The organism is Olleya sp. KKT75 (genome assembly GCF_055635485.1).
In genome coordinates, this window is record NZ_CM145759.1 from 2,513,944 (window position 1) to 2,537,033 (window position 23,090).

24 protein-coding genes are annotated in these 23,090 nt (G+C 30.8%); 4 read left to right on the plus strand and 20 right to left on the minus strand.

Annotation, left to right across the window (positions count from 1 at the left end):
* Window positions 1-38: 38 nt before the first annotated feature.
* The 20 genes from ACZ2G2_RS11350 to ACZ2G2_RS11445 all read right to left on the minus strand — a co-directional run bounded on the left by ACZ2G2_RS11350 (window position 39) and on the right by ACZ2G2_RS11445 (window position 19,117).
* Window positions 39-542, minus strand: a complete 504-nt coding sequence (locus ACZ2G2_RS11350) for a DUF7738 domain-containing protein (protein ID WP_470392155.1) — start codon at window positions 540-542, stop codon at window positions 39-41.
* Window positions 539-889: a hypothetical protein gene (locus ACZ2G2_RS11355; RefSeq protein WP_470392156.1), complete on the minus strand. Its 351-nt coding sequence runs from the start codon at window positions 887-889 to the stop codon at window positions 539-541. Before ACZ2G2_RS11355 ends, ACZ2G2_RS11350 begins: the two co-directional genes overlap by 4 nt.
* 604 nt (window positions 890-1,493) lie before the next feature.
* Window positions 1,494-2,084 (minus strand): hypothetical protein, encoded by a 591-nt coding sequence (locus tag ACZ2G2_RS11360; protein WP_470392157.1) that lies wholly within the window; start codon window positions 2,082-2,084, stop codon window positions 1,494-1,496.
* A 706-nt stretch (window positions 2,085-2,790) separates the two neighbouring features.
* Window positions 2,791-2,985, minus strand: coding sequence for a hypothetical protein (locus tag ACZ2G2_RS11365; RefSeq protein ID WP_470392158.1), 195 nt, complete (start codon window positions 2,983-2,985; stop codon window positions 2,791-2,793).
* Between the two features lie 420 nt (window positions 2,986-3,405).
* Window positions 3,406-3,594 carry a hypothetical protein gene (locus tag ACZ2G2_RS11370; RefSeq protein WP_349374291.1) on the minus strand — a complete coding sequence of 63 codons (189 nt, stop codon included), beginning with the start codon at window positions 3,592-3,594 and terminating at the stop codon, window positions 3,406-3,408.
* Between the two features lie 179 nt (window positions 3,595-3,773).
* Complete coding sequence (locus ACZ2G2_RS11375) at window positions 3,774-3,986, minus strand: hypothetical protein (protein WP_470392159.1); 213 nt, start codon at window positions 3,984-3,986, stop codon at window positions 3,774-3,776.
* Between the two features lie 507 nt (window positions 3,987-4,493).
* A complete protein-coding gene (locus tag ACZ2G2_RS11380; protein ID WP_470392160.1) occupies window positions 4,494-5,279 on the minus strand; it encodes a tetratricopeptide repeat protein in 786 nt (261 codons plus the stop codon).
* A 128-nt stretch (window positions 5,280-5,407) separates the two neighbouring features.
* Window positions 5,408-5,866, minus strand: a complete 459-nt coding sequence (locus ACZ2G2_RS11385; protein ID WP_470392161.1) for a hypothetical protein — start codon at window positions 5,864-5,866, stop codon at window positions 5,408-5,410.
* A 941-nt stretch (window positions 5,867-6,807) separates the two neighbouring features.
* On the minus strand, window positions 6,808-7,401 hold the full coding sequence (locus tag ACZ2G2_RS11390) for a hypothetical protein (protein WP_470392163.1): 594 nt from the start codon (window positions 7,399-7,401) through the stop codon (window positions 6,808-6,810).
* A 162-nt stretch (window positions 7,402-7,563) separates the two neighbouring features.
* Window positions 7,564-8,118 (minus strand): hypothetical protein, encoded by a 555-nt coding sequence (locus ACZ2G2_RS11395; protein ID WP_470392165.1) that lies wholly within the window; start codon window positions 8,116-8,118, stop codon window positions 7,564-7,566.
* A 596-nt stretch (window positions 8,119-8,714) separates the two neighbouring features.
* Window positions 8,715-9,296 carry a DUF3885 domain-containing protein gene (locus tag ACZ2G2_RS11400; RefSeq protein WP_470392167.1) on the minus strand — a complete coding sequence of 194 codons (582 nt, stop codon included), beginning with the start codon at window positions 9,294-9,296 and terminating at the stop codon, window positions 8,715-8,717.
* A gap of 152 nt (window positions 9,297-9,448) precedes the next feature.
* The gene (locus tag ACZ2G2_RS11405; protein ID WP_470392168.1) at window positions 9,449-10,453 is read right to left on the minus strand and encodes a hypothetical protein; all 1,005 of its coding nucleotides are present in this window, start codon (window positions 10,451-10,453) and stop codon (window positions 9,449-9,451) included.
* A 132-nt stretch (window positions 10,454-10,585) separates the two neighbouring features.
* A complete protein-coding gene (locus tag ACZ2G2_RS11410) occupies window positions 10,586-11,242 on the minus strand; it encodes a hypothetical protein (protein ID WP_470392169.1) in 657 nt (218 codons plus the stop codon).
* A gap of 565 nt (window positions 11,243-11,807) precedes the next feature.
* Complete coding sequence (locus tag ACZ2G2_RS11415; RefSeq protein ID WP_470392171.1) at window positions 11,808-12,377, minus strand: hypothetical protein; 570 nt, start codon at window positions 12,375-12,377, stop codon at window positions 11,808-11,810.
* Between the two features lie 212 nt (window positions 12,378-12,589).
* Window positions 12,590-13,285 carry a DUF3667 domain-containing protein gene (locus ACZ2G2_RS11420; protein ID WP_470392173.1) on the minus strand — a complete coding sequence of 232 codons (696 nt, stop codon included), beginning with the start codon at window positions 13,283-13,285 and terminating at the stop codon, window positions 12,590-12,592.
* 1,196 nt (window positions 13,286-14,481) lie between these two features.
* Window positions 14,482-15,249 (minus strand): hypothetical protein, encoded by a 768-nt coding sequence (locus ACZ2G2_RS11425; protein ID WP_470392174.1) that lies wholly within the window; start codon window positions 15,247-15,249, stop codon window positions 14,482-14,484.
* A 168-nt stretch (window positions 15,250-15,417) separates the two neighbouring features.
* Window positions 15,418-16,221 carry a DUF4348 domain-containing protein gene (locus tag ACZ2G2_RS11430; RefSeq protein WP_470392176.1) on the minus strand — a complete coding sequence of 268 codons (804 nt, stop codon included), beginning with the start codon at window positions 16,219-16,221 and terminating at the stop codon, window positions 15,418-15,420.
* A gap of 81 nt (window positions 16,222-16,302) precedes the next feature.
* Window positions 16,303-17,862: a M28 family peptidase gene (locus ACZ2G2_RS11435; RefSeq protein ID WP_470392178.1), complete on the minus strand. Its 1,560-nt coding sequence runs from the start codon at window positions 17,860-17,862 to the stop codon at window positions 16,303-16,305.
* A gap of 127 nt (window positions 17,863-17,989) precedes the next feature.
* Window positions 17,990-18,319: an FUSC family protein gene (locus ACZ2G2_RS11440; protein ID WP_470392180.1), complete on the minus strand. Its 330-nt coding sequence runs from the start codon at window positions 18,317-18,319 to the stop codon at window positions 17,990-17,992.
* A gap of 6 nt (window positions 18,320-18,325) precedes the next feature.
* A complete protein-coding gene (locus ACZ2G2_RS11445) occupies window positions 18,326-19,117 on the minus strand; it encodes a DUF3108 domain-containing protein (protein WP_470392182.1) in 792 nt (263 codons plus the stop codon).
* Window positions 19,118-19,248: 131 nt separating this feature from the next.
* Between ACZ2G2_RS11445 and ACZ2G2_RS11450 the strand changes: the two genes are divergently transcribed.
* The 4 genes from ACZ2G2_RS11450 to ACZ2G2_RS11465 all read left to right on the plus strand — a co-directional run bounded on the left by ACZ2G2_RS11450 (window position 19,249) and on the right by ACZ2G2_RS11465 (window position 23,061).
* Complete coding sequence (locus ACZ2G2_RS11450) at window positions 19,249-19,659, plus strand: HYC_CC_PP family protein (protein ID WP_282068296.1); 411 nt, start codon at window positions 19,249-19,251, stop codon at window positions 19,657-19,659.
* A gap of 68 nt (window positions 19,660-19,727) precedes the next feature.
* Window positions 19,728-20,447: a heavy-metal-associated domain-containing protein gene (locus ACZ2G2_RS11455; protein WP_090842008.1), complete on the plus strand. Its 720-nt coding sequence runs from the start codon at window positions 19,728-19,730 to the stop codon at window positions 20,445-20,447.
* Between the two features lie 2 nt (window positions 20,448-20,449).
* Complete coding sequence (locus ACZ2G2_RS11460) at window positions 20,450-22,684, plus strand: TonB-dependent receptor (protein ID WP_470392185.1); 2,235 nt, start codon at window positions 20,450-20,452, stop codon at window positions 22,682-22,684.
* A 20-nt stretch (window positions 22,685-22,704) separates the two neighbouring features.
* Window positions 22,705-23,061, plus strand: coding sequence for a heavy-metal-associated domain-containing protein (locus tag ACZ2G2_RS11465; RefSeq protein WP_470392186.1), 357 nt, complete (start codon window positions 22,705-22,707; stop codon window positions 23,059-23,061).
* Window positions 23,062-23,090: the final 29 nt, after the last annotated feature.

Here is a 23,090-nt window from a genome sequence, read left to right on the forward strand (position 1 = left end):
AACTAGCAATAAATTATATACGGTGTTGTGCATAGTTTTTATATCAGATTAATTTCGCAACCTGATAATTCAGATTTCATTTTCTCATCTTGAAAGAAATGCATAGAATGATTTGATGTTTTTATGGAATAAACTGGTGGCCTATTTCTCTTTATCGCTTCTTTTTCAATACTTTTCAACCCAGCAGAAGTTGTGTATTCGGTTACAACTGAACCAAATATAATTAGTGTTCCTTTAAATTTTTCTTTTGGGGAAAAATCGTGAGTTTCCTTTTTGAAATTAATAGTAATATTCATAATTTTCAGGGTCTGTGGCTTTATGTAAATCATAAACCCTAACTCGTCATAAGTCCAGATGATATTATGTTTTAAAGTAATTCTATCGGGATTTCCAAAAACTTCTTTCAGTTCGTCTCTCGTTAAATCTAAAGAAACTTTTTTGTCATTAAAGATTAATGTGTCTGTAGAATCAATTTCTACCTTTTGCCCATAACTTAAACAAGTAAATATGAGAAATAATAATAATAAAATATTTTTGTTCATTCAGTTTTATATTCTGTTCTTAATTCAGTGTAATAATCATCTTCCGTATTGAGTAGGCTTTCCTCAAACTTGTATTTCAAATATTCCATATCCAATTCATTCAAAGAAACTGTCTTTTTTCCGTTCATAAAGTTGTCAATTGCTTTTTTATGATATCCGCAAAAAATGCCCCAAACCATTAGTTTGATAAAATCAGATTCCTTTTCAGTTTTCAATTCCGCTTCGTTCCACGATTCCGATAACTTTTTAAATTTTCCGCTACCTTTTTCAACCATTTTTCCGTCAGTAATATCAATTTCGGATGGATAATATTTAATTGTCAGATTATAAATTTCCTTAAATGTCAATTTTTATAGGGTTTTGATAAATTATGCACAACGTGCTTGTGCATGACTTAGTATGCGTTGTTAAGCAACTAAATTAATAAATAAAAACTAACCATTAGTGAAATTCGGCAGAATTTCACGATACGCATAAAACAAGCATATTAATTATGCACGTTGTTGCCACGCGTGGAATTTCGCTAATTTTTTCAGATGATCAATGTAATTCCGTTTGAGTGAAATTCAACACAACAGTTGGAATTCGGCAATAGATTCATCCGTTTTCAATTCGGATTTGAGTGAGGTTCAATAGTCTGAATTTCACACAAAGCTGCTTAAATTCCGCAAACTATATAAATTCCGTTTGATCAGAATTCCGCCAGAGTGAAATTCAGTTTACAGTAAGTTTTTCGGAGTTTGAGTCGGCAGAATTTCGGTGATTTTAAAGTTCTGTTTTTTCAGTTTGAGTGGAATTCCGCTATGCTTGGCAACGGTTTTGTGTATGGTTAGTTGCGTGTTTTAAGCAGTAAAGTTAGTAAATAATTACCGACCAAGAAAGTCCGCGAGGACTTTCGCAAGTAGGTGAGAAGCCAGCAATAAAGTTTATACGGTGTTGCCAGTAGTTTTTTTATTCATTTATATATTTTTCAAATTCAGATTTATTTATATTCACAATAATTGTTGGTTTTCCATATTTTACTTTTCCTTTTTTACTTATTGACATTTCATTTTCATTCGGTTTTTCAATAAAATATTCAAAAGTATTATTTCCAAAATTATATTTTGACCAAGCAAAAGTTCCTTTTCTATTTTTCTTTCTATAATAATCAGTTTCAGATTCCGCTTTTAGAATTCCATATTCAATAATTTTCTTGAAATGCCCATCTTTTTTTTCGGTTTTCCACCAATAAGTTGTGAATTGGTCAGATTGATATTTTCTGTTTTCCCAATTCTTCCCAATTTTAGGAATTCCAAATTTTTCACGTTCTGAATTATATTCAATTCCGTGGTTTTTATTTAAGGGAATAAAATTTTTATATAAAGTACTCAAAAAGATAAAAACTAAAGAATAACTAATTGCCATAGCAATTCCTTTTCCAAGTGTTTTCAAAGATGCTTTGAATTCCGTTTTATTCTGTTTGTAATCTTTGTAATAAGCAAATAATATTCCAATAGGAAAAATTATAAATCCGATTATTATGTAAATTTCGTAGTTCATTTTCTAATTACTGGCAACGTGCTTGTGCATGACTTAGTATGCGTTGTTAAGCAACTAAATTAATAAATAAAAACTAACCATTAGTGAAATTCGGCAGAATTTCACGATACGCATAAAACAAGCATATTAATTATGCACGTTGTTGCCACGCGTGGAATTTCGCTAATTTTCTCACATAATCAATGTCATTCCGTTTGAGTGAAATTCAACACAATAGTTGGAATTCGACAATAGATTCATCCGCTTTCAATTCGGATTTGATTGAGGTTCAACAGTCTGAATTTCACACAAGGCTGCTTAAATTCCGTAAACTATATAAATTCCGTTTGATCAGAATTCCGCAAGAGTGAAATTCAGTTTACAGTAAGTTTTTCGGAGTTTGAGTCGGTAGAAATTCGGTGATTTTAAAGTCCAGTTTTTTCAGTTTGAGTGGAATTCCGCTATGCTTGGCAACGTTGATGTGTATGGTTAGTTGCGTGGTTAAGCGAGTAATTTAGCAAATAAATCACAGATAGAATATTCCGCAGGAATGTTCGTAAGTCGGCAGTGACAAAGCAATTAATTATACACGGTGTTGTAAAATCGTTGTTTTTCGATTCAGTATTTTCCGATTGAATTCCTTTTTTATTTTCAACGTTTGAGAAAATTCAGTCAGCGTTTTATTCCGCAATAACTTTTTCAGTTTTTATTTATCTAATTATGAATTTCAATTTTTGTTGTTTTCAATCTTATTTTTAGGGTTTTCTGATAAAAATCCCATTAATAAAATTCCAAGTCCGACAGCAAGAGTAATTCCGCCAAAAGTGCTGTTGAAAAAGAGACCAATAATTCCAACTAGAATAATTCCCCCAGCAACAATCATCAATCCTAAATCTCCTTTTTTTGTTTTATTTTCAGCCATTATATTTTTATCTTTTAAAGTTCCAGTATTTTATTTCCGATTTCGTTCTGCAATGTTTTACAATGGTTTTGTGTATGATTAGTGGCGTGTTTAAGCACCTAATTTAGCAAATAAATCACAGATAGAATATTCCGCAGGAATGTTCGTAAGTAGGCGAGAACTAGCCATTAATTATACACGTTGTTGCCATTTCGTTGTTTTTATTCAGAATTGTAATTGTTCGACTTTATTCCGTTTTTAGATTTTCTAGAGTTTGAGTGAATTCGGTCAGCGATTTATTTCGCAAATTTTTTCAATTTCGATTGAGTGAGTAATTATAGAGCTTGCTAAATTCCGCATAATTCGGTTTTGGTTTCGATTCCGTAAATAAGATTAAAAGTCTGTGATGATTTTCATTCAGTCAAGAATTTCTGTTTTTAATTATTTTTTCAATAGATTTTTATCTATTACGCCATAAATTGCTCCGAAGCCAACAATTGTAAATATTAATTGCAGAATATTAAGAATAATTTCAGATTTTACATAAACACCAATATGTGGTTTAATCATTAATGTTAAACCGAAGCTAAACACTATAGAAATAATTCCGACTAATATTTTTAAAATCATTTTATTCATTTTTTGAGTGCGTTCTGCCAATGAATGGCAACGTGATTGTGTATGGTTAGTTGCGTGATTTAAGGAACTAAGTTAGCAAATAGATCACAGATAGAATATTCCTCAGGAATGTTCGTAAGTAGTCTTAAAACAAGCAATTAATTATACACGGTGTTGCCATTTCGTTGTTTTTATTCAGGCTTGTTATTTTCTTTTTCCGCTTGTTTTTTTAGATTATATTTTGACATAAATCCCATAAATATCCCAAAAAATGAAGCGTGGAATATAGATTTCCAAATTCTGAAATCTTGTCCGTCAGAATAATCAAATCCAGCCATCAGTCCAGCGCAAACAATTCCAAAAATTAAACTAGATTTTATTATTGCTTTAGTTTGTTTAGTCATAATAATTCTTATTAAATTTTTCAGTTCCGATTGAGTGAGCAATTCCACAACTTGCTAAATTCCGCAAACAATTGGGTTTTGACTTTTAGTTCAGTTTTCACATTGTAATTGCTTTTTTCATAAAAATCCATTTCAATTGGGTTTGTCTTCCTGATTGATTTTCGTATTCCGATATTCTTGGGGATAGTAAACCTGCAATTCCACTACTAATTATTCCCTTATATTGACTTGATAAATTTTCAAACGCAAAATGTAAAATTATCCAAAGCGTTAAGAAAAGAATCAAAAAAGACAAATACCATATAATTCTAACTTTTGTTTTTTTATTCATAATTTTTCAATATTTCAGTGCGTTCCGCCAATGAATGGCAACGTGATTGTGTATGGTTAGTTGCGTGATTTAAGTAACTAAGTTAGCAAATAAATCACAGATAGAATATTCCGCAGGAATGTTCGTAAGTAGGCTAGAAGCAAGCAATTAATTATACACGGTGTTAGGCTACGTTATTAATTCCGTTTCTTTTTTTCTTTTCTACCACAATAAATGTAAATCAAATCCTCGACAGCATTATCTCCTAATTCTTTCGCTTTCTTTAAATCTTTACACGCACTTTTTGTTTCTTTTTTGCTCGGTTGCAAATTTCCGTTTCCAGTTAGAAGATTTACTTTGGCAGTTCCACGATTCGCGATAGATTCCACATAATTTGGTTTCAATTCAATTGCTTTTGAATAATCAATTATTGATTGCTCAAAATTCCGCAACATATCATTTGCAGTTCCGCGAATGAAATACAATTCTGGGTCTTTTGGATTTATGGTAAAATATTTATCACAATTCTTAATTACATCTTCAAATTTTCCTTGAGAGTAATTAATTCGCGCTAGCCAATAAAGAGATGCTTCCATCATTCCATTGTTATTGTTCTTTAGGACAACATAATTATAATCCTCTTTTGCTCTTTCTAATTTTCCAGCGTGCATTAAAGAAAGTCCTCTGTCAATGAATGAAGCCATATCAGTACTGTCTAGTTTAATTGCTTCTGTAAAGTCCGAAATTGCTAAATTATATTTTTTAATTCGATCGTAGGAAAGTCCACGATTTATGAAACAAGTTTTTCGGACACTTTTTTCGTCGACTATTTCCATCAATTCAGTATAATTTGAAATGGCTTCTTGAAAATTCCCCGATTTGAAATTCGAGTTTCCAGAAGTATATAATTCAGTTGCTTTATTCTGTGAAAAAGCTGTTGTGGAAACTAAAATTCCAATAAGAAGTATTAATGTTTGTTTCATTTTTCTAATGTTGCCTAACGTGTTTGTATAAGATTAGTTGCGTGTTTTAAGCACTAAAGTTAGCAAATAAATCACAGATAGAAAGTCCGCGAGGACTTTCGTAAATAGGCTAGAACTAGCAATTAATTTTATACGTTGTTGTGCAACGTTTTATTTATATATTCTCTTTTAATACTATTCCCATAGTCTGTAAATACATATTTTCTATAATCAGAGTTATTGGTACTTTTATTTGAAATCTCAACAACATTTGTTCTTAAGAAGTAGTTTACATCTTTAATATTTTCTTTACTAACTACAAACCAATCATCGTTATTACTTGTGTCAATAAGTCTATCAAAAATTTCCTTTTTGTTTTTGTCTTTGAGAATAAGTTCTAATATTTTAGAATTATTATTAGTCGTTTTTTGATTTTCAGAATCTATAAGATTATCAATTGTAATTTCGTCTGAAGATAATAGCTCGGAAATCTTTTCTTCTAATTTATTTACTTCTCCTTGTGATTTTAGTTTTTCAGCTCTTTCTTCTTCGACCTTTTTGAATAATTGATTTCTTTCGGTTTGAAGTAGTTCATAGTCTACTTTCAATACTATGCTACTTTTGTCCGTTATCTTATAAATCCAAGGAGTAAGTTTTTTTTCAAAAATGTTTATAATCAATCTACTGAAATTGATAAACACAAAAGATAATATTAGTACAACAAATGTAATTCCTATGCAGACAAATAAATTTTTTATGAATGGAATAGTTGACAGATGAATGTTTAAATAATCAATTCTGTTTTTTAAATTGCTTGTTGATTCGAAGTTGAAAAAAGTATAAATTAATTCCCAATTGTGGATAATCCAAACTAATATCAAAGTTCCGAAAAATGGATTTGTTGTTTTCTGTTTAATGTTCTCTTTAAATGAAAGAAATATATCTTTAATCATAGTTCGGTTTAATGTTGCACAACGTGCTTGTGCATGACTTAGTATGCGTTGTTAAGTCAACTAAATTAATAAATAAAAACTAACCATTAGTGAAATTCGGCAGAATTTCACGATACGCATAAAGCAAGCATATTAATTATGCACGTTGTTGCCACGCGTGGAATTTCGCTAATTTTTTCGCATGATCAATGTCATTCCGTTTGAGTAAAATTCAACACAACAGTTGGAATTCAACAATAGATTCATCCGCTTTCAATTCGGTTTTGAGTGAGGTTTAATAGTCTGAATTTCACACAAAGCTGCTTAAATTCCGCAAACTATATAAATTCCGTTTCATTAGAATTCCGCCAGAGTGAAATTCAGTTTACAGTAAGTTTTTCGGAGTTTGAGTCGGCAGAAATTCGGTTATTTTAAAGTTCTGTTTTTTCAGTTTGAGTGGAATTCCGCTATGCTTGGCAACGGTTTTGTGTATGGTTAGTTGCGTGTTTCAGCAACTAATTTAGTAAACAAAAACGAACGCGAGAAAATTCCGAAGGAATTTTCCAAATAAGCACTTACCAAAGCAATTAATTATACACGGTGTTGTGGTGTCGTTTTTATTCATTTTCGCTTTCATTTGCAGGTGGTGGTGGCAAATATGGAACTACTTCCCAAAATGCAAAATTAAGTTCCAAATCAGTTTCTAGTTTATCGTATTCTTTTGTTATGTCAATTATAAATTTCTCAATTCCGTTTGTTTTTTCATTTCGTTCGGATTCTAAAATAATCAGAAAACTTTCAAGTTTTTCCGAATTCCGATAATATGAAAAATCCTCAGTCAGTTTTTTGCTTAATGAGTCAGTTAATATTTCTATAATAGTTTGCCACTCGTATGGTTTTCCTTTTCGGAAAGTAACATAGTGTTTTCCTTCTGGGTCAAAAATTATCGGTTCACAAAGTTCAGTCGGATATATATTGCGAATCATATTTTTTTCTTTAATAACTAATTTTGGAATACTATCATTGCAGGTTATTTCACGAATTCTGTCAATGAGCTTTCCATAATTTTTAAATTCCGATAATTCAAGAGATACATTTAAACTTCCACTTTCACTTTTTGGCAATCCATAATTCTTTATTTCAGTTTCTTGCTTTCCACAATTTGCCAAAAGCAGTATAATAATCAAATATTTGGCAAATTTTAAATTCATTTCTAGGGTTTGTTTAAATGCACCACAACGTGTTCGTGTATGGTTAGTTGTGTTGGCTAGGTCTAAAATAATAAAAGAAAACGAGCCAGAGGAGAATCCGTAGGATTTTCCGAATAGGCGAGAACCCAACAATTAATTATACACGTTGTTGGCAACTGGCTTTTATTCAATTATTCTGTCGTTTTTAAATCTATAAAAGAAATCAGTTGTATCTTTTTTTAGTAATTCGGTAATTTTCGAATTCTCATATTTATAAAATTTTTGCAAATTCCAAGCATCTGAACTAAAAGCTATAATTCTGTCTTCCATCACAAAAAAGTTTCCTTCTTCATCTGCCTGATTTTCGATGTCGTAATAATATTTCTTGACAGTCAACCGTTTGTTTTTGTCAGAATACTGTTTTTCAGAAACCAGTTTTACAGGAATTTTGTCAATCAGAATTTGGGAACTATCATTCAGATTGAATTCGAAAGGTAAATCCATAATTATTTCATACTCTCCATCAATTTCAAGTCCAAATAAGTGAAAGTTTATGCTGTCATTTTTTCGGATAGTTAAAGTTGTTGTGTCAGAATGATGAAATTTGCTTTTTGAATATTCCTCAATTACTACTGGAAATGTTTTTTCGGTCAATTCATTCTTTATTTCAGACTTGCAAGAGTTCAGACTTGCCATTAAGAATAATATTCCAATTATATGTTTGTTATTGGGTTTCATTTTCAGCTTGTTGCCAACGTGCTTGTGCATGACTTAGTATGCGTTGTTAAGTCAACTAAATTAATAAATAAAAACTACCCATTAGTGAAATTCGGCAGAATTTCACGATACGCATAAAACAAGCATATTAATTATGCACGTTGTTGCCACGCGTGGAATTTCACTAATTTTTTCACATAATCACAGTCATTCCGTTTGAGTGAAATTCAACACAACAGTTGGAATTCGGCAATAGATTCATCCGCTTTCAATTCGGATTTGAGTGAGGTTCAACAGTCTGAATTTCAAACAAAGCTGCTTAAATTCCGCAAACTATATAAATTCCGTTTGATCAGAATTCCGCAAGAGTGAAATTCAGTTTACAGTAAGTTTTTCGGAGTTTGAGTCGGCAGAAATTCGGTTATTTTAAAGTCCTATTTTTTCAGTTTGAGTGGAATTCCGCTATGCTTGGCAACGGTTTTGTATATGATACGTTGCGTGTAAAAGTCACTAATTTAGCAAATAAAAACCGAATAGAATATTCCGCAGGAATATTCGTAAGTAGGCTAGAACTAGCAATGGATTATATACGGTGTTGCCACACGTTTTTAATTCCGCTACATTCCATCTTTACGTTCAGAAAGCCAATCTTTATATTTAGTTTTTAATTCGTCTCTTTTCTCTTGAGTGTCAACTATTATGTCCATTCCGCCATCATAAGGTGCTACAATACAATTTCTTTTCGGACAAACAAACATTGCTCGAAATTCATCATCTGCAATATTTTTTAACAGTTCATTTTTATTGTTTTTTCTCCAAACACCAGACGTTATATAAACACCAAAAAAATCATTCTCGTCATATTCTTCTGGGTATATTTTATGCAAATCGATTGTCCTTACTTTATCAAAATTTGAATACTCAACTATTTCTGTAGATAATTTATTAGTTGTTTCCCATTCATATTGTCCTGTTGCAATTATTATATCAGAATTTTCTCCGATTAAATTAGAAATCAGTTCATTTTGTCTATTTAGAATTATCTGATATTCCTCTTCCGATTCTGCATATCGTTTCGATTCGGGTAAACTATGGATTCGTAACCATCTTTTTGGATAATAACTTCTCAATTTATATCCGATTGGATTTGATTCGGGATAGTTTAATTCCCAATATTTATTGAATTCTATTACGTTCATCTAATGTGTGGCAACGGAATTGTATAAGAATAGTTGCGGGTTTGTATGCGAGGATTTTCCGAAGGAAAATCAGACGTTACAAACACGCAACGACCTTTGATTAAGAACTAAGCCGCAATTATTTTTATACGGTGTTAGGCAACGTATTTTTATTAATAATATTCGATTTTTCTTTTTACTAAAACGACTGGTTTATCGTTCTTAAATTTCTGTTTTTCTATCCAATTTTCTTTTTCATCAAATTTGTATTTGCTAATCCAAATATCACTTTCTGTATAGTCATTTGGTAATCTTGAGAATTCAATAGTATTTCCATATTTATCAAATTTTTGAGTAGTGACAACAAAAGAGCTACTACCTTTCGGAATCCATTGTTCTTCAATTAACCAGCCATCAGAATGGTACTTTTTAAGAACTTGTGTATAGTCCGTTTCATGAATAAAGTTATTCTTGATTTCGATAACTTTTGAGTCGTTGTTATATAAATATATGTTTTTGTAATTCAAAGTGTCATAAGAACGAAATTCTGTGATTTTTTCAGTTAACAGTAAATTTTGTTCACTATATGTTCGTGATATTAATTTAGATGGTTTTGATTTTTGTATGTAAGTATTTTCGTTGATTATATTTCCGGATTTATCGTAGTCAACTTTAAAAGTCATTTGAATTGTATCACTTACATAATCAGTTCGTTTAATTCTTCTGTTTATTTCGTCTCTTTTAAATATCGTTTTTCTTTCCAAATCATCATTTTTATAAATGACTTTTGTCAGACTGTCTTTTTGATTGTAATCATACTCATAAATCACAGATGGTGAATCTTCATTATTATATTTTTCAGTTAGTTTGGTAAGTCTTTTAGATGAATCATAAAAGTAATTTAATTCACTTTCATAAGTTTTCTCGTAGGTTAAGATTCCAATACGGTTGAACTCTTTTAAAGAGCAGCTGTCAAATTCAAAGTTGTTTATTCCTTGACCTATAAAAATAGAATCATTTTTTATTTCAAAATTGTATAGGTTTGTTTCGATAGACTTTACTTTTCCTTTCAATCCATATTTAGAGACATCATTTTTTTCGGCTGATATGCTCGTGGATTTAGAACAACTTAAAATTGAAAAACAAATTATTATTAAACTTCCGAATGTTTTTTTCATATGTTGCCTAACGTTTATGTATATGGAAAGTTGCGTGTTTGTGTGCGAGGATTTTCCGAAGGAAAATCAGACGTAACAAACGTGCAACGACCTTTTGATTTAGCTAAAAATAGCAATTTTTTATATACGGTGTTACCTGCTGGCTTTTAATTTTTCCATTTCTAATTTCTGCTTTTCAGTCAGCTTAATGTCGTACAGGGAAATTGACAACGAAAAGTCAGTTACCTTTTCAAGAGACAGATTATTTATTTTTTCTTTTTTTATTAAATCGGCTAATTTTTGAGTACAAAACCTAAACATATTTGATTCTCCATTTACATTCGGCTTACACATAAACAAGTCCGAACCATCCCAATAATCATCTTTAAAATAAAAACCTTTTGAATGTGGCTCTGTCATAATTCCGATTTTATCCATAATTATTGAGTTTTTGGAATAATCTTGATATCCACATCTTCCAGTTATTATTAGTCCATAATATTTTTGGTCGATAATCTCATTCTTTTTTGAGTAGATTTTAACGTTATAAGTTTTCCAACCCGTAATTCCGTTTGATTTAAATAATTCAATTACTCTTTCACTCACGATAAGTGGAAATGCATTAGTTGTCCAAATAATATCATAAAGAGATTTTCCACCCATTGAGTGTTTAACAGGAATTATTTCAACAACCTCTTTTTCTCCACGAGAAATTTCAGGTTCAGCCAAGTTAAAATTCTCAATTTTCCCTCTAAATGGTCGATTAGAATGTGTTTCTCCAATCTTATATATTTGGTCGTAGTTCAGCATTTTGTTCAGCTTGCAGGTAACGTGCTTGTGCATGACTTAGTATGCGTTGTTAAGTCAACTAAATTAATAAATAAAAACTAACCATTAGTGAAATTCGGCAGAATTTCACGATACGCATAAAGCAAGCATATTAATTATGCACGTTGTTGCCACGCGTGGAATTTCGCTAATTATTTCACATAATCAATGTCATTCCGTTTGAGTGAAATTCAACACAACAGTTTGAATTCGGCAATAGATTCATCCGCTTTCAATTCGGATTTGAGTGAGGTTCAACAGTCTGAATTTCACACAAAGCTGCTTAAATTCCGCAAACTATATAAATTCCGTTTGATCAGAATTCCGCCAGAGTGAAATTCAGTTTACAGTAAGTTTTTCGGAGTTTGAGTCGGCAGAATTTCGGTGATTTTAAAGTTCTGTTTTTTCAGTTTGAGTGGAATTCCGCTATGCTTGGCAACGTGTTTGTATATGGTTTGTTGCGTGGTTAAGCAACTAAGTTAACAAATAAAAACCGAATAGAAAATCCGCGAGGATTTTCGTAAGTAGGCTAGAACCAAGCAATAAATTATATACGTTGTTGTAAAACGTTTTTTATTCCGTTTTCAAATTCCGTTGTTAATTTATTCACTTTTCTTTTATTCGCAAACCAATGAAAAGGTGAAGGACTTGAGTGAAGTCCGAACGATATACAATTCACTAACAAATCAGTTCCATCGTAAATTATTGTCATTTGTTTTCCCCAATCAGTTCCTGAATCTTGCCAAGAAAAATTGATTATTGCTATTTGTTGATTATTCGCTGAAATATTCCACTCATTTTTTTTCGCAATCTTTTTAATCAGATTTGAGTTTTTTCCTCTCGATATTCCTTTAATCCGCTTTAATTTATAAACATTGAAAATTGAATAAATCATCAATCCTCCAATTATCATTGTAAAAATTAGAAAAGCAAGAGAAAGTCCAATCGGTTCGTCTTTGTTTAAATTCGAATTGAATTCCATTATCGCTATAAATGGAAACATTCCAACAAGCATTAGTGGAAGCAAATAGTCGAATAATTTGTCAAGAAACCATTGTCTCGTAATCAGTTTTTCAGCTTTTTTAGATTTCGATATGTCGATTGGAATTCTGTTCACTCAAATGTTTTACAACGTATTTGTATAAGAAACGTAGCATATAAATATACGATAAATTTCGATTTAGCACTTAGCCGAATTTTTAAATTTTGTTTTTAACTTATCATACTTAAAAGCCAAATTTAAAAATTTGGCGGACTTAGCAAATACACCAAGTCTTTGAATTAAGCACTTATTAGCTATGTTTTTTATACGGTGTTGGCATAAGTATTTTATTCAAATAAATTAATCAATTTAATCATCAAAAATATTAAGAACATAGAAATTGAAATTCCAATTAACATAATCAAAATAGTTTTGAATATGGTTAATATTATTTTCTTCCTGAAAAGATTTCCGTAAAGCAAAATCATAATAACGAAACCTAAAAAAAAAGTTAATTCTCCACTGTTAAAATTTACAATATTACTTATTCTTAATAAATATACAGGGATAAAAAGTAAGGATGTAATTGAGTGAAAATACGTATTTATCAATAAGTGTTCAGCAAAATTATATTTATATTTTTTAAAAAATAAATATGAGAAAAGGCTATATGATGGAACCAATACTAAAATTTGAAAGAATTTGAAATACTCACTATCTATTATTTTCAATGCTATTGGCTTTTCTCCAGTAGTTAGGTTTTCTCCAATTGGTAAAATAGCGGTTATTGTTAGGACAATTAATAGTAATTTGATAGGATTGAAATAGCTTTTTCGTTTGCCATAAATATAGTCTATTATAACTTTTCTTGGATTCGTAATTAGTTTGAAAATTGTTTTAAATAACACATTCTCATAATTTAAAAATACATCTAAAATATTTTTTTTAAATCCATTAAGAGAAAGCCTTTTTGTGATTTTTTTTTGCCCGCAATTCGAACAAAATATTTCAACATTTGAATTTTCACAGTTTTGACAATTCATATTTATTTAGAGTGTATTTTCATATTTATGCTAACGTGTTTGTGCATGATAAGTATGCGACGTTAAGCCACTAAATTAGCAAATAAAAACTAACCATTATTGAAATTCGGCAGAATTTCACGACAATAAAAACCAAGCATATTAATTATGCGCGTTGTTAGCAACTGGTTTAATTTCGTTATTCAGCTTTCATTATTTTTTTTAATTCAGCTTTGTCCATTGGTTTACTAAGTTGTCGTCTTTAAAAACAAACCCGGGGAAAATCCATTTTCATAATATTCAGCCGTAAAGATTAGATTCTGTTATAATCAAACTCAGAGTTTAGCTATTTTGTAAAAAGCTAAAAGCAATCTTTTTACTAAAATTTTCGATGCAAAAATCGACTTTGGGTAAGCCAAAATTCAGAATTAATATGTTTGTCTTTTTTGATTAAACATGTGGTAAAGGAATATATTTTTTTCAGAGCGTACCAACCTGAATTTCCCTTTTTAAATAGACAATAAACTTTGGGTTAAAAACGTAGTTTGCTGATTTACACACTTGTTGCTAACGTGTTTGTGCATGATAAGTATGCGACGTTAAGCCACTAAATTAGCAAATAAAAACTAACCATTATTGAAATTCGGCAGAATTTCACGACAATAAAAACCAAGCATATTAATTATGCGCGTTGTTAGCAACTGGTTTAATTTCGTTATTCAGCTTTCATTATTTTTTTTAATTCAGCTTTGTCCATTGGTTTACTAAGTTGTCGTCTTTAAAAACAAACCCGGGGAAAATCCATTTTCATAATATTCAGCCGTAAAGATTAGATTCTGTTATAATCAAACTCAGAGTTTAGCTATTTTGTAAAAAGCTAAAAGCAATCTTTTTACTAAAATTTTCGATGCAAAAATCGACTTTGGGTAAGCCAAAATTCAGAATTAATATGTTTGTCTTTTTTGATTAAACATGTGGTAAAGGAATATATTTTTTTCAGAGCGTACCAACCTGAATTTCCCTTTTTAAATAGACAATAAACTTTGGGTTAAAAATGTAGTTTGCTGATTTACACACTTGTTGCTAACGTGTTCGTGTATGGTTAGTTGTGTTGGCTAGGTCTAAAATAATAAAAGAAAACGAACCAGAGGATAATCCGTAGGATTTTCCGAATAGGCGAGAACCCAACAATTAATTATACACGTTGTTGTGTGTAGTTATTTTATTTTACTTGATGTTAATGTTACTTGATTATTATCATACATAGATTGAACAAGTTTAATGGAATTATCTACATATCTTCTCGGGCTTCCAGATACAGTTTCATAAAAACTCTCAAATATTTCTTTGATAAATTCAATTTTGACTTTATCGCTTTTGTTTTTTTGTTCATCATCAAACAAAGGATTAAAGTAGTCTAAATTATAATGATTAATAAGTCCACATTTTAATGGTGTATTAATAAATTTATAACTATTCTTTATCATTTCTAATTCTTGATTTTCCTTTAAAAATTTTTCCATTGAATTGTGGCAAACAATTCCAAAATAATTAACATCTTCTTCTATTATATACGCATCGATTATTGCTTGTCCAAAATATATTTGTTCAGATTTATTTAAACTTATTGTTCCGTGTGCAATTCCACCTTTCAGCGCAATTTTATTTTTTATTGTTGATGCAAAAATCAATTTTAAAGCAAAAGTGAAAAACACGAAATTATCTATGCTATCATTTTTAGAAAACAAAACGATAGAGTCTGAAAAACTAACAATATATATATCAACATCTCCAAAACTTTCCATTATATAATCATCTTTAACTGATGATTCTATCATTTTTTTTAAAGAAGCAATTTTATTTAATTCCTCATAAATCTCATCGTGAGATTTTCGCATTACTTTGTCCTTAAATCCAAGTAAATCTAAAAATGCAACAAATCTATTGTCAGTAGTTTTCCAATTTGTTTTTTTCTTATCAGACATTTTTCTACGGTTTTGTTTTTTTAATTACACACAACGGTCTCGTATAAGAATAGTTGCGGGTTTGCATGCGAGGATTTTCCGAAGGAAAATCAGACGTAGCAAACACGCAACTACTTTTGATTAAGCACTAAACCGCAATTATTTTTATACATTGTTGGCAATAGTTTTTTAATCGTTCTTGTTTTCAATTGCTATTAAAAACCATAGTCCGTTAATTCTTTTAAAGAAATAAGCTAAATCTCTTCCGTTTTCTATTCCTTTATAATGAACTACTCTTTCGTCCGTGTCTTTTAATGTCTTTTGAAAGTTGTCATATATTTGAAATCTTGCGACTTGGTCATAATATAGGTCATCGTGTTTCCAATTTTTCTTTGAAATTATAGTATCAAATAATGGTGCGTTATAATTCTCAAAATCCTTTCTATAACTTAATTTTAAAGGAAATTTAATTCTCTCGACTTGGAATTCTTTTTCTATACAAAAGTTATGGATAAATGTATCAAACTGTTCATTTTTTAATATGTCATTTTCAATTCTAGTGTCTGAATGATATTTTTTAAAAAAACTTAATAAATCAACAAGAGTTTCTGATTTTACAAAACGTAAATTAATTTGTGATGTTTTTATTTTGTGAAATTCGTTTGAATTCAGTTGTTTTTCTTGAATGGAATTGTCTGTGTTTGAAATAAATTTTAATGCAGTAATATTTGTCTTTTCATAAAATTCGGTTTTTATTTCAAGAATATCGTTTAGGTCTATTTTGACTTCGCTTTCATAGACAGGTTTTCCATCAAATCCCATCATAATATTTTTAGTAGTCAATAGTCCGTTTTTTAAAGTAATTGGTTCGGATAGATTTACTTTACGTTGATTTAAAAATGTTACAATATCAGATTCAGTTTCAAATGATTGGTTTTGTCCAAAGCAGTTGGTTAGTCCGATAATTAAAAATATTAATATTGATTTCCTCATTTTTTTTAAATTATTGCCAACTAGTTATATGATTACTTTTGTTCCTCATATCCCGTAAATATTACGGGATATGAGGAAGTTTTATTCTCCTTTATCAACTTTTATTCTTTCATCACGATTGGCTAATTCCCATGCAGTGTAAAAGACTAAACGTGCTCTGTTTTCTAATAAATCGTACTCAATTTTGTCTGGTGTATCACTTGGTCTGTGATAGTCGTCATGTGTACCATTAAAATAGAATATTACTGGGATATTGTTTTTAGCAAAGTTATAGTGGTCTGATCTGTAGTAAAAACGATTAGGATCGTTATCGTCATTATAAGTATAGTCTAACTCAACGTTAGTATACTTTGTGTTTACCTTTTCAGATATCTCGTGCAGTTCTGTACTTAATTTATCACTACCTATTAAATAGATGTAGTTACGGTCACCTTCTTTACGTTTAGGATCAATACGTCCAATCATGTCTATGTTAAGGTTAGCAACAGTATTAGCTAACGGAAAAATAGGATCGTTGTCCGTATAATGTCTACTTCCTAATAATCCTTTTTCTTCTCCAGTTACATTTAAAAATACCATTGATCTTTTTGGACCATGACCATCCTTTTTAGCTTTTGCAAATGCTTCAGCAATTTCTAAAACAGCAACTGTACCAGATCCATCATCGTCAGCACCATTATATACTTCGCCATTTTTAACACCTTCATGATCTAAATGTGCAGAAACAATGACGTATTCGTCTGGTTTTTCGCTTCCTCTAATAATAGCAGCTACGTTTTCTGACGCTAATGCTTTAGAATTGTTAGTGTAATCTAAATCTAGAGTAGTGGTAATAGTTTCGTTTTTAAAAGACGTATCATAACTAGTAATATCTTTGTTAAACAATGCTTTTACGGTCTGTGTGTTTACTAAAAAGTAAAACATGTTTTTATCAGTACTTACCAAACTCATTCTACCGCTAGAAGTACCATAACGTAAGGCAGCCATAGCAAAAACATCAGGATTGTAGTATAATACAGCTTTAGCGCCTTTTTCTAGTGCTAAATCTCTTTTTAAAGCAAATTCTTCTCTAAAATTTGACCATTTAGAAGCCGCTTTAGTTCCAGAGATAACATAAGTACCGTCCGCGTTTTTAGGTTCGCCATTAATAAAAAACACGACTTTGTCTTTAATATCAATAGTACCGTAGTTAGAAAAAGCATCATCTTGGATTCCGTAACCAAGATTTACAATCTCCCCAGCCTGAAGTTGGCTAGTTTCCATTGGGTTTATAGATACAAAATCTTCAAGATTTTTTAATGCTTTACCGTTTATAGTTAAAGCAACATCCGGTTTAGATTGTAATTGTAAAGGGACATTTTGAAAGTAATTCCCATCTTTTTTAGCAGCAGGAACACCATATTGGATATAATGTTCTTTTAAAAAGTTGATAGCTTTTTTTTGCCCTTCGGCACCAGTTTCTCTACCTTCAAATGCATCAGAAGCAAAGGTGTACAAAGCCGTTTTTAAATCGTCTTGTGTAATAGTCGCAGCGTACACACTTGGGTCGGCCACTTTTGTATTGTTTGTTTTGCTTTTTTGTGAGCTTCCACAAGCAATAAATAATAGACTTAAAGAGGCTATTGAAAGTAAGGATTTCATTTAAAAGTATTTATAAAGTTATACTTTCAAAAATACAAGAAAAAATAAGTTGTTTCCAACTTATTTTTTCATTTTAACATAGGCTTAAAAAGCCATATAAATCTATAAATAAAACGGTAAGCGTTTCTTAGTCAATAATTATAAGATCGTCTAATTCTTCTTTAGCTTCTTCGTTTAATTTATCTTCTGTTTGTTGCAAGTCTTTAGTGTCGCCAACTTCGGATACAGTAAAGATTGTTTTGTAAGTTGCTAATCCTAAACTAATAATAGTTAGCAAAAATATAACCTGAATAACATGTGTTGGTTTTGCTTCCTTTTTTGATTTTAAAAAGGCTATAATTCCAAAAATAAAAGCCAAAACAGCAGGGATAAATGCTAATTTATATAACGGTAATACGGCTAAAACTACAGCAATAACAGCAAAAATCAATCCTAAAATAATACTTGTTTTTCTCATAATATATTAGTTTTTTAAACCAGTTGCAGATTTAATTTTTAATTCACCACTACCAATAGCTACTTTAAACTTAGCATATACAGGTATTTTGTTTTCGTCTGCAGTTAACCATAAAATATTAGAGTTATTACCTTTTAGTACGTTAGTACCTGCAGCACCAATAGCTAGTTTGTAACATTCTTTTTTACCCAAAGCAGTATTTATAGTTTCTTTAGCTAATAATTTAAAACTGAATGTAGTCAATTTGTTATCAAACAATACAGTAAACGTGTCCGAAGCTCCAATAGGCGCTTTTTTAATATCCAAAGTTCTAATTTTATATATAGTAGCTACAATATCTCTTGTACCATTATTTATTTTTACTTTTTCATTTTTATCCCAAAATCCAGAAGCAAAGTTTTTCGACTTTTTTCTAATTAAGCTCTCCACTAAATTAGCCTTATGGTTGTACTTATACTTTACGTATTTGTAATAACCACCTTCATTAATCTCTCTATTATATAAATATGGTGTTACCGTTCTTGGGCTAACATAACTTTCATATAAATCTCTAATTTTAAAAAAGCTATCAAAGTTACTATATGTTGTTGCGGTACATTTTAAATGTAATAGAGTGGAAGCGCTTGTTTTCATCTCATTAGCTTCCATTTTAACTTCTGCAATATCAGTTAAAATACCAGACATGTTGTAAGAAGCAGAAAACACTAGCTTTTCGCCACTTTTAAAGGCATTGTTGTCTTGCCCAAAACTAAATGTTAAGGCTATAAGCGTTACTAATATGGTTAATTTAAATTTCATAAAATTGGTATTTAATTGTCAAAGATATAACTTAACACTAATTGTGCCGAAATTATTGTACGAATTTAAAATACATGTTAAACCTTTTTTTAAATACCAGTAGTAATTAAACTATTTTGTACTTTTGTACCGTGATAAAAACAGTAATAAATAAAGGCGTATCTTTTGTTATGGCATTAGTGGTGTTGTTTTCAACATTATCTTTTACCATAGAGAGTCATTACTGTGGCGATCATTTAGTGGATACCGCTGTTTTTACTAAAGCTAAAAAATGTGGCGTAGATGCGGATACTACTATTACTCCTACAAAAACTAAATCGTGTTGTAGTGATACCGTACAAGTTATTAAAGGACAGGATCAATTAAAACTTAACACGTTTAGTGATCTAGATTTTAGCACACAATACATAATTACAACCTTTGTTTATAGTTACTTACATTTATTTAAAAGTTTACCAAAGCAAAGCATTCCGCATAAAAATTATGCACCACCCAATCTGATATTAGATTATCAGGTCCTTCACGATGTTTATATTATTTGATATTGTGCTTTTATTAGTTTCGCTTACGCGGAACCTTTATAATGGTACTATTTATTAAATTATATATAATGACACACACATACAATGTTACAGGTATGACCTGTAATGGATGTAAGGCTTCAGTTGAAAAAGCGTTACAATCCATAGAACATGTTACAGCTGTTTCGGTAAATTTAGAACAAGCCGAAGCACAGATTGACTTGTCAAAACCTATTACTATACAGCAACTTCAGGATGGGTTGCCATCAAAATTTACAATTAGTAAAACGGAAGCAGCGCCAAACGTATTAGCTTCGGTTGAAGTAAAAAGCCAATGGAAGCAACTGTTTCCTTTGTTTTTAATCTTCGGCTATATTTCGGCAGCAGCCGTATTATTAAATTATAAACCCTGGAATACCGCTAGTTTTATGCTAGATTTTATGGGCCTATTTTATATTGTTTTTAGCTTTTTTAAATTCTTAGATTTAAAAGGGTTTTCTACAAGCTTTAAAATGTACGATCCGTTAGCTAAAGCAATTCCGCAGTACGGACTTATTTATCCTTTTTTGGAGCTAGCTTTAGGATTACTATTTTTAACACGCATGCAATTACCATTTGCATTAGGCGCAACAATTTTAATTTTAGGAATCACCACAATAGGCGTTACCAAAGCACTTTTAGATAAAAAAGCAATACAATGTGCCTGTTTGGGTACAGCTTTAAAACTACCAATGACCAAAGCCACATTTATAGAAAATACCATCATGTTAATCATGGCAGTTTGGATGCTAATTAAAATGTATAATTAATTATGAAAAAACTATTCATTTTATTTAGCTTTTTACCATTTATAATGGTAAGTCAAACCCAATTGACAGGTGTAATACACGAGGCTAATCCAGATACCAAACAGCAACCGTTATTTGGCGCTAACCTAATTTGGTTAGGCACAAGTGTGGGGACATCTACAGATATTAATGGGCAATTTACGTTACCATACACTACAGAATATAAGCAACTAGTAATTAGTTATGTTGGTTTTAAATCGGATACGCTTACTATAACTTCTGCAAAAGCAATTACACATTATTTAAATCCCACAAGCGATTTGGATGAAGTCGTTGTGCAGTCTAGAAAAAAAGCAACATCAAGGTCTTATTTAAGAGCCCAAAATACATTGTTGGTAAGTAGTGACGAGTTATTAAAAGCAGCGTGCTGTAACTTGTCAGAAAGCTTTGAAACTAATCCGTCCATAGACGTTAATTTTAGCGATGCGGTAACAGGAACCAAACAAATAAAAATGTTAGGTTTATCTAGTCCTTATATTTTAATTGCTACAGAAAATATACCGTCTATCAGAGGTGCTTCTCAGGCATTTGGATTAAGTTTTATTCCAGGGACTTGGGTGGAAAGTATTCAGATTACAAAAGGCGCGGGTAGTGTTGTTAATGGTTTTGAGAGTATTGCTGGTCAGATTAATGCAGAGCTAGTTAAGCCTACAACGGATAATGCCTTTTTTGTAAATCTTTATGGCGCTAGCAGTACGCGTTTAGAGTTAAATACACATTTTAATACAAACGTTAGTGATAAGTGGAGTACAGGGGTGTATTTACATGGTAATACACACCAAGAAAAGCATGATGTAAATAACGATGGTTTTATGGATATGCCTTTATATAATCAGGTTAATGTTATGAACCGTTGGCAATATACAAATCCAGAAAAAGGGTTTGTTAGTTTTATTAACTTACGCTATTTAAATGACCAAAAACAATCGGGACAATTAGATTTTGATCCTAACACAGACAAGCTTACTACAAATGCTTGGGGAAGTGAGATTGATACGGAGCGTTATGAGTTATCTGCTAAGTTAGGCTATGTAAACCCAGAAATACCTTGGCAAAGTGTGGGTGTCCAATTTGCGTTTAGTAATCATAAACAAGATTCTTATTTTGGTTTAAACCAATATAATATTGATCATACCAGTATTTATTCTAATGTTATTTATAACTCTATTATTGACGATTCTAGACACAAAATTAAAACGGGTGTAAATTATACTTATGATGATTATGACGAGTTTGCTATCGGTCAAGGTTTTGCAAGAACGGAACGTAGTTTTGGAGGGTTTTTTGAGTATTCTTTTGATAATTTAGAAATGTTTACGCTAACCGCTGGATTACGTGTGGATTCTCATAATTTATTAGGCGAATTTATTACACCAAGACTACACATGCGTTACTCTCCTTGGAGTAAATCAGCTTTTAGAGCTTCCGTAGGTCGTGGTAAGCGTAGTGCCAATATTTTTACTGAAAACCAGAACTTGTTTGCATCATCGCGTAATATTTCAATTTTAAATACTACTGGAAATATTTATGGTTTAGATCCTGAAATTGCATGGAATTATGGTGTGTCTTACTTACAAGGATTTAACCTGTTTGGAAGAGCTGCCGATGTAACGTTTGATTTTTACCGTACAGATTTTCAGAATCAAGTTGTGGTAGATTTAGAAAATGCACAAGAAGTTAGTTTTTATAATTTAGAAGGTAGTAGCTATGCTAATAGTTTTCAGGTAGAGTTAAATTATAATCTGTTGGAACATTTAAATATTAGAACGGCTTACAAGTATTACGATGTTAAAACGCAATACCAAACAGGTAAACTTACCAAACCATTGACACCAAAACACCGTGTGTTTGCAAATGCGTCTTATGAGACTGAAATTAAAAATAATAGTAATTGGAAATTTGATGTAACCTATAATTGGTTAAGTCAGCAACGTTTCCCGTCAACACTTAATAACCCAGTGCAATATCAATTAGATGAGTATTCAGGGACAATAGGAACCTTAAATGCACAAATGACACGAGTATTTTCTCCAAAATTAGAAGTATATTTAGGTGGCGAAAACATTACAAATGTTAGACAAAGTAATCCAATTGTAAGCGCAGACAATCCGTTTGGCTCAAGTTTTGATACTAACTTTGTATATGGCCCAATTTTTGGAAGTATGTATTACGCAGGATTAAGATATAAAATTAAATAAAGACAATAAAACCCAATAAGATGAAAAAACTAGTATTAGTATTATTAATGATTGCAACCACAGTAACTTTTGCACAAGACAAAAACAAAAGAGCTAGCTTAGAGGTTGATGGAGTTTGCATGATGTGTAAATCAAGAATCGAAAAAGCATGTTTTAAAACTAAAGGTGTAAAAAGTGCTATTTGGAGTGTAGACACACATGAGTTAAAATTGATTTTTGATGAGAACAAAACGGACCTGGCTTCCATAGAGCAAAACGTTGCTAATGTTGGACATGACACAAAAGCAATAAAGGCTACAGACGAAGCTTATGGATCTGTACATGACTGTTGTAAATACAGAGATGAAGAGGTGAAAGACGATCATAAAAAGGACTAAAGTAAAACACTTTATAACAAAAAAAGGAC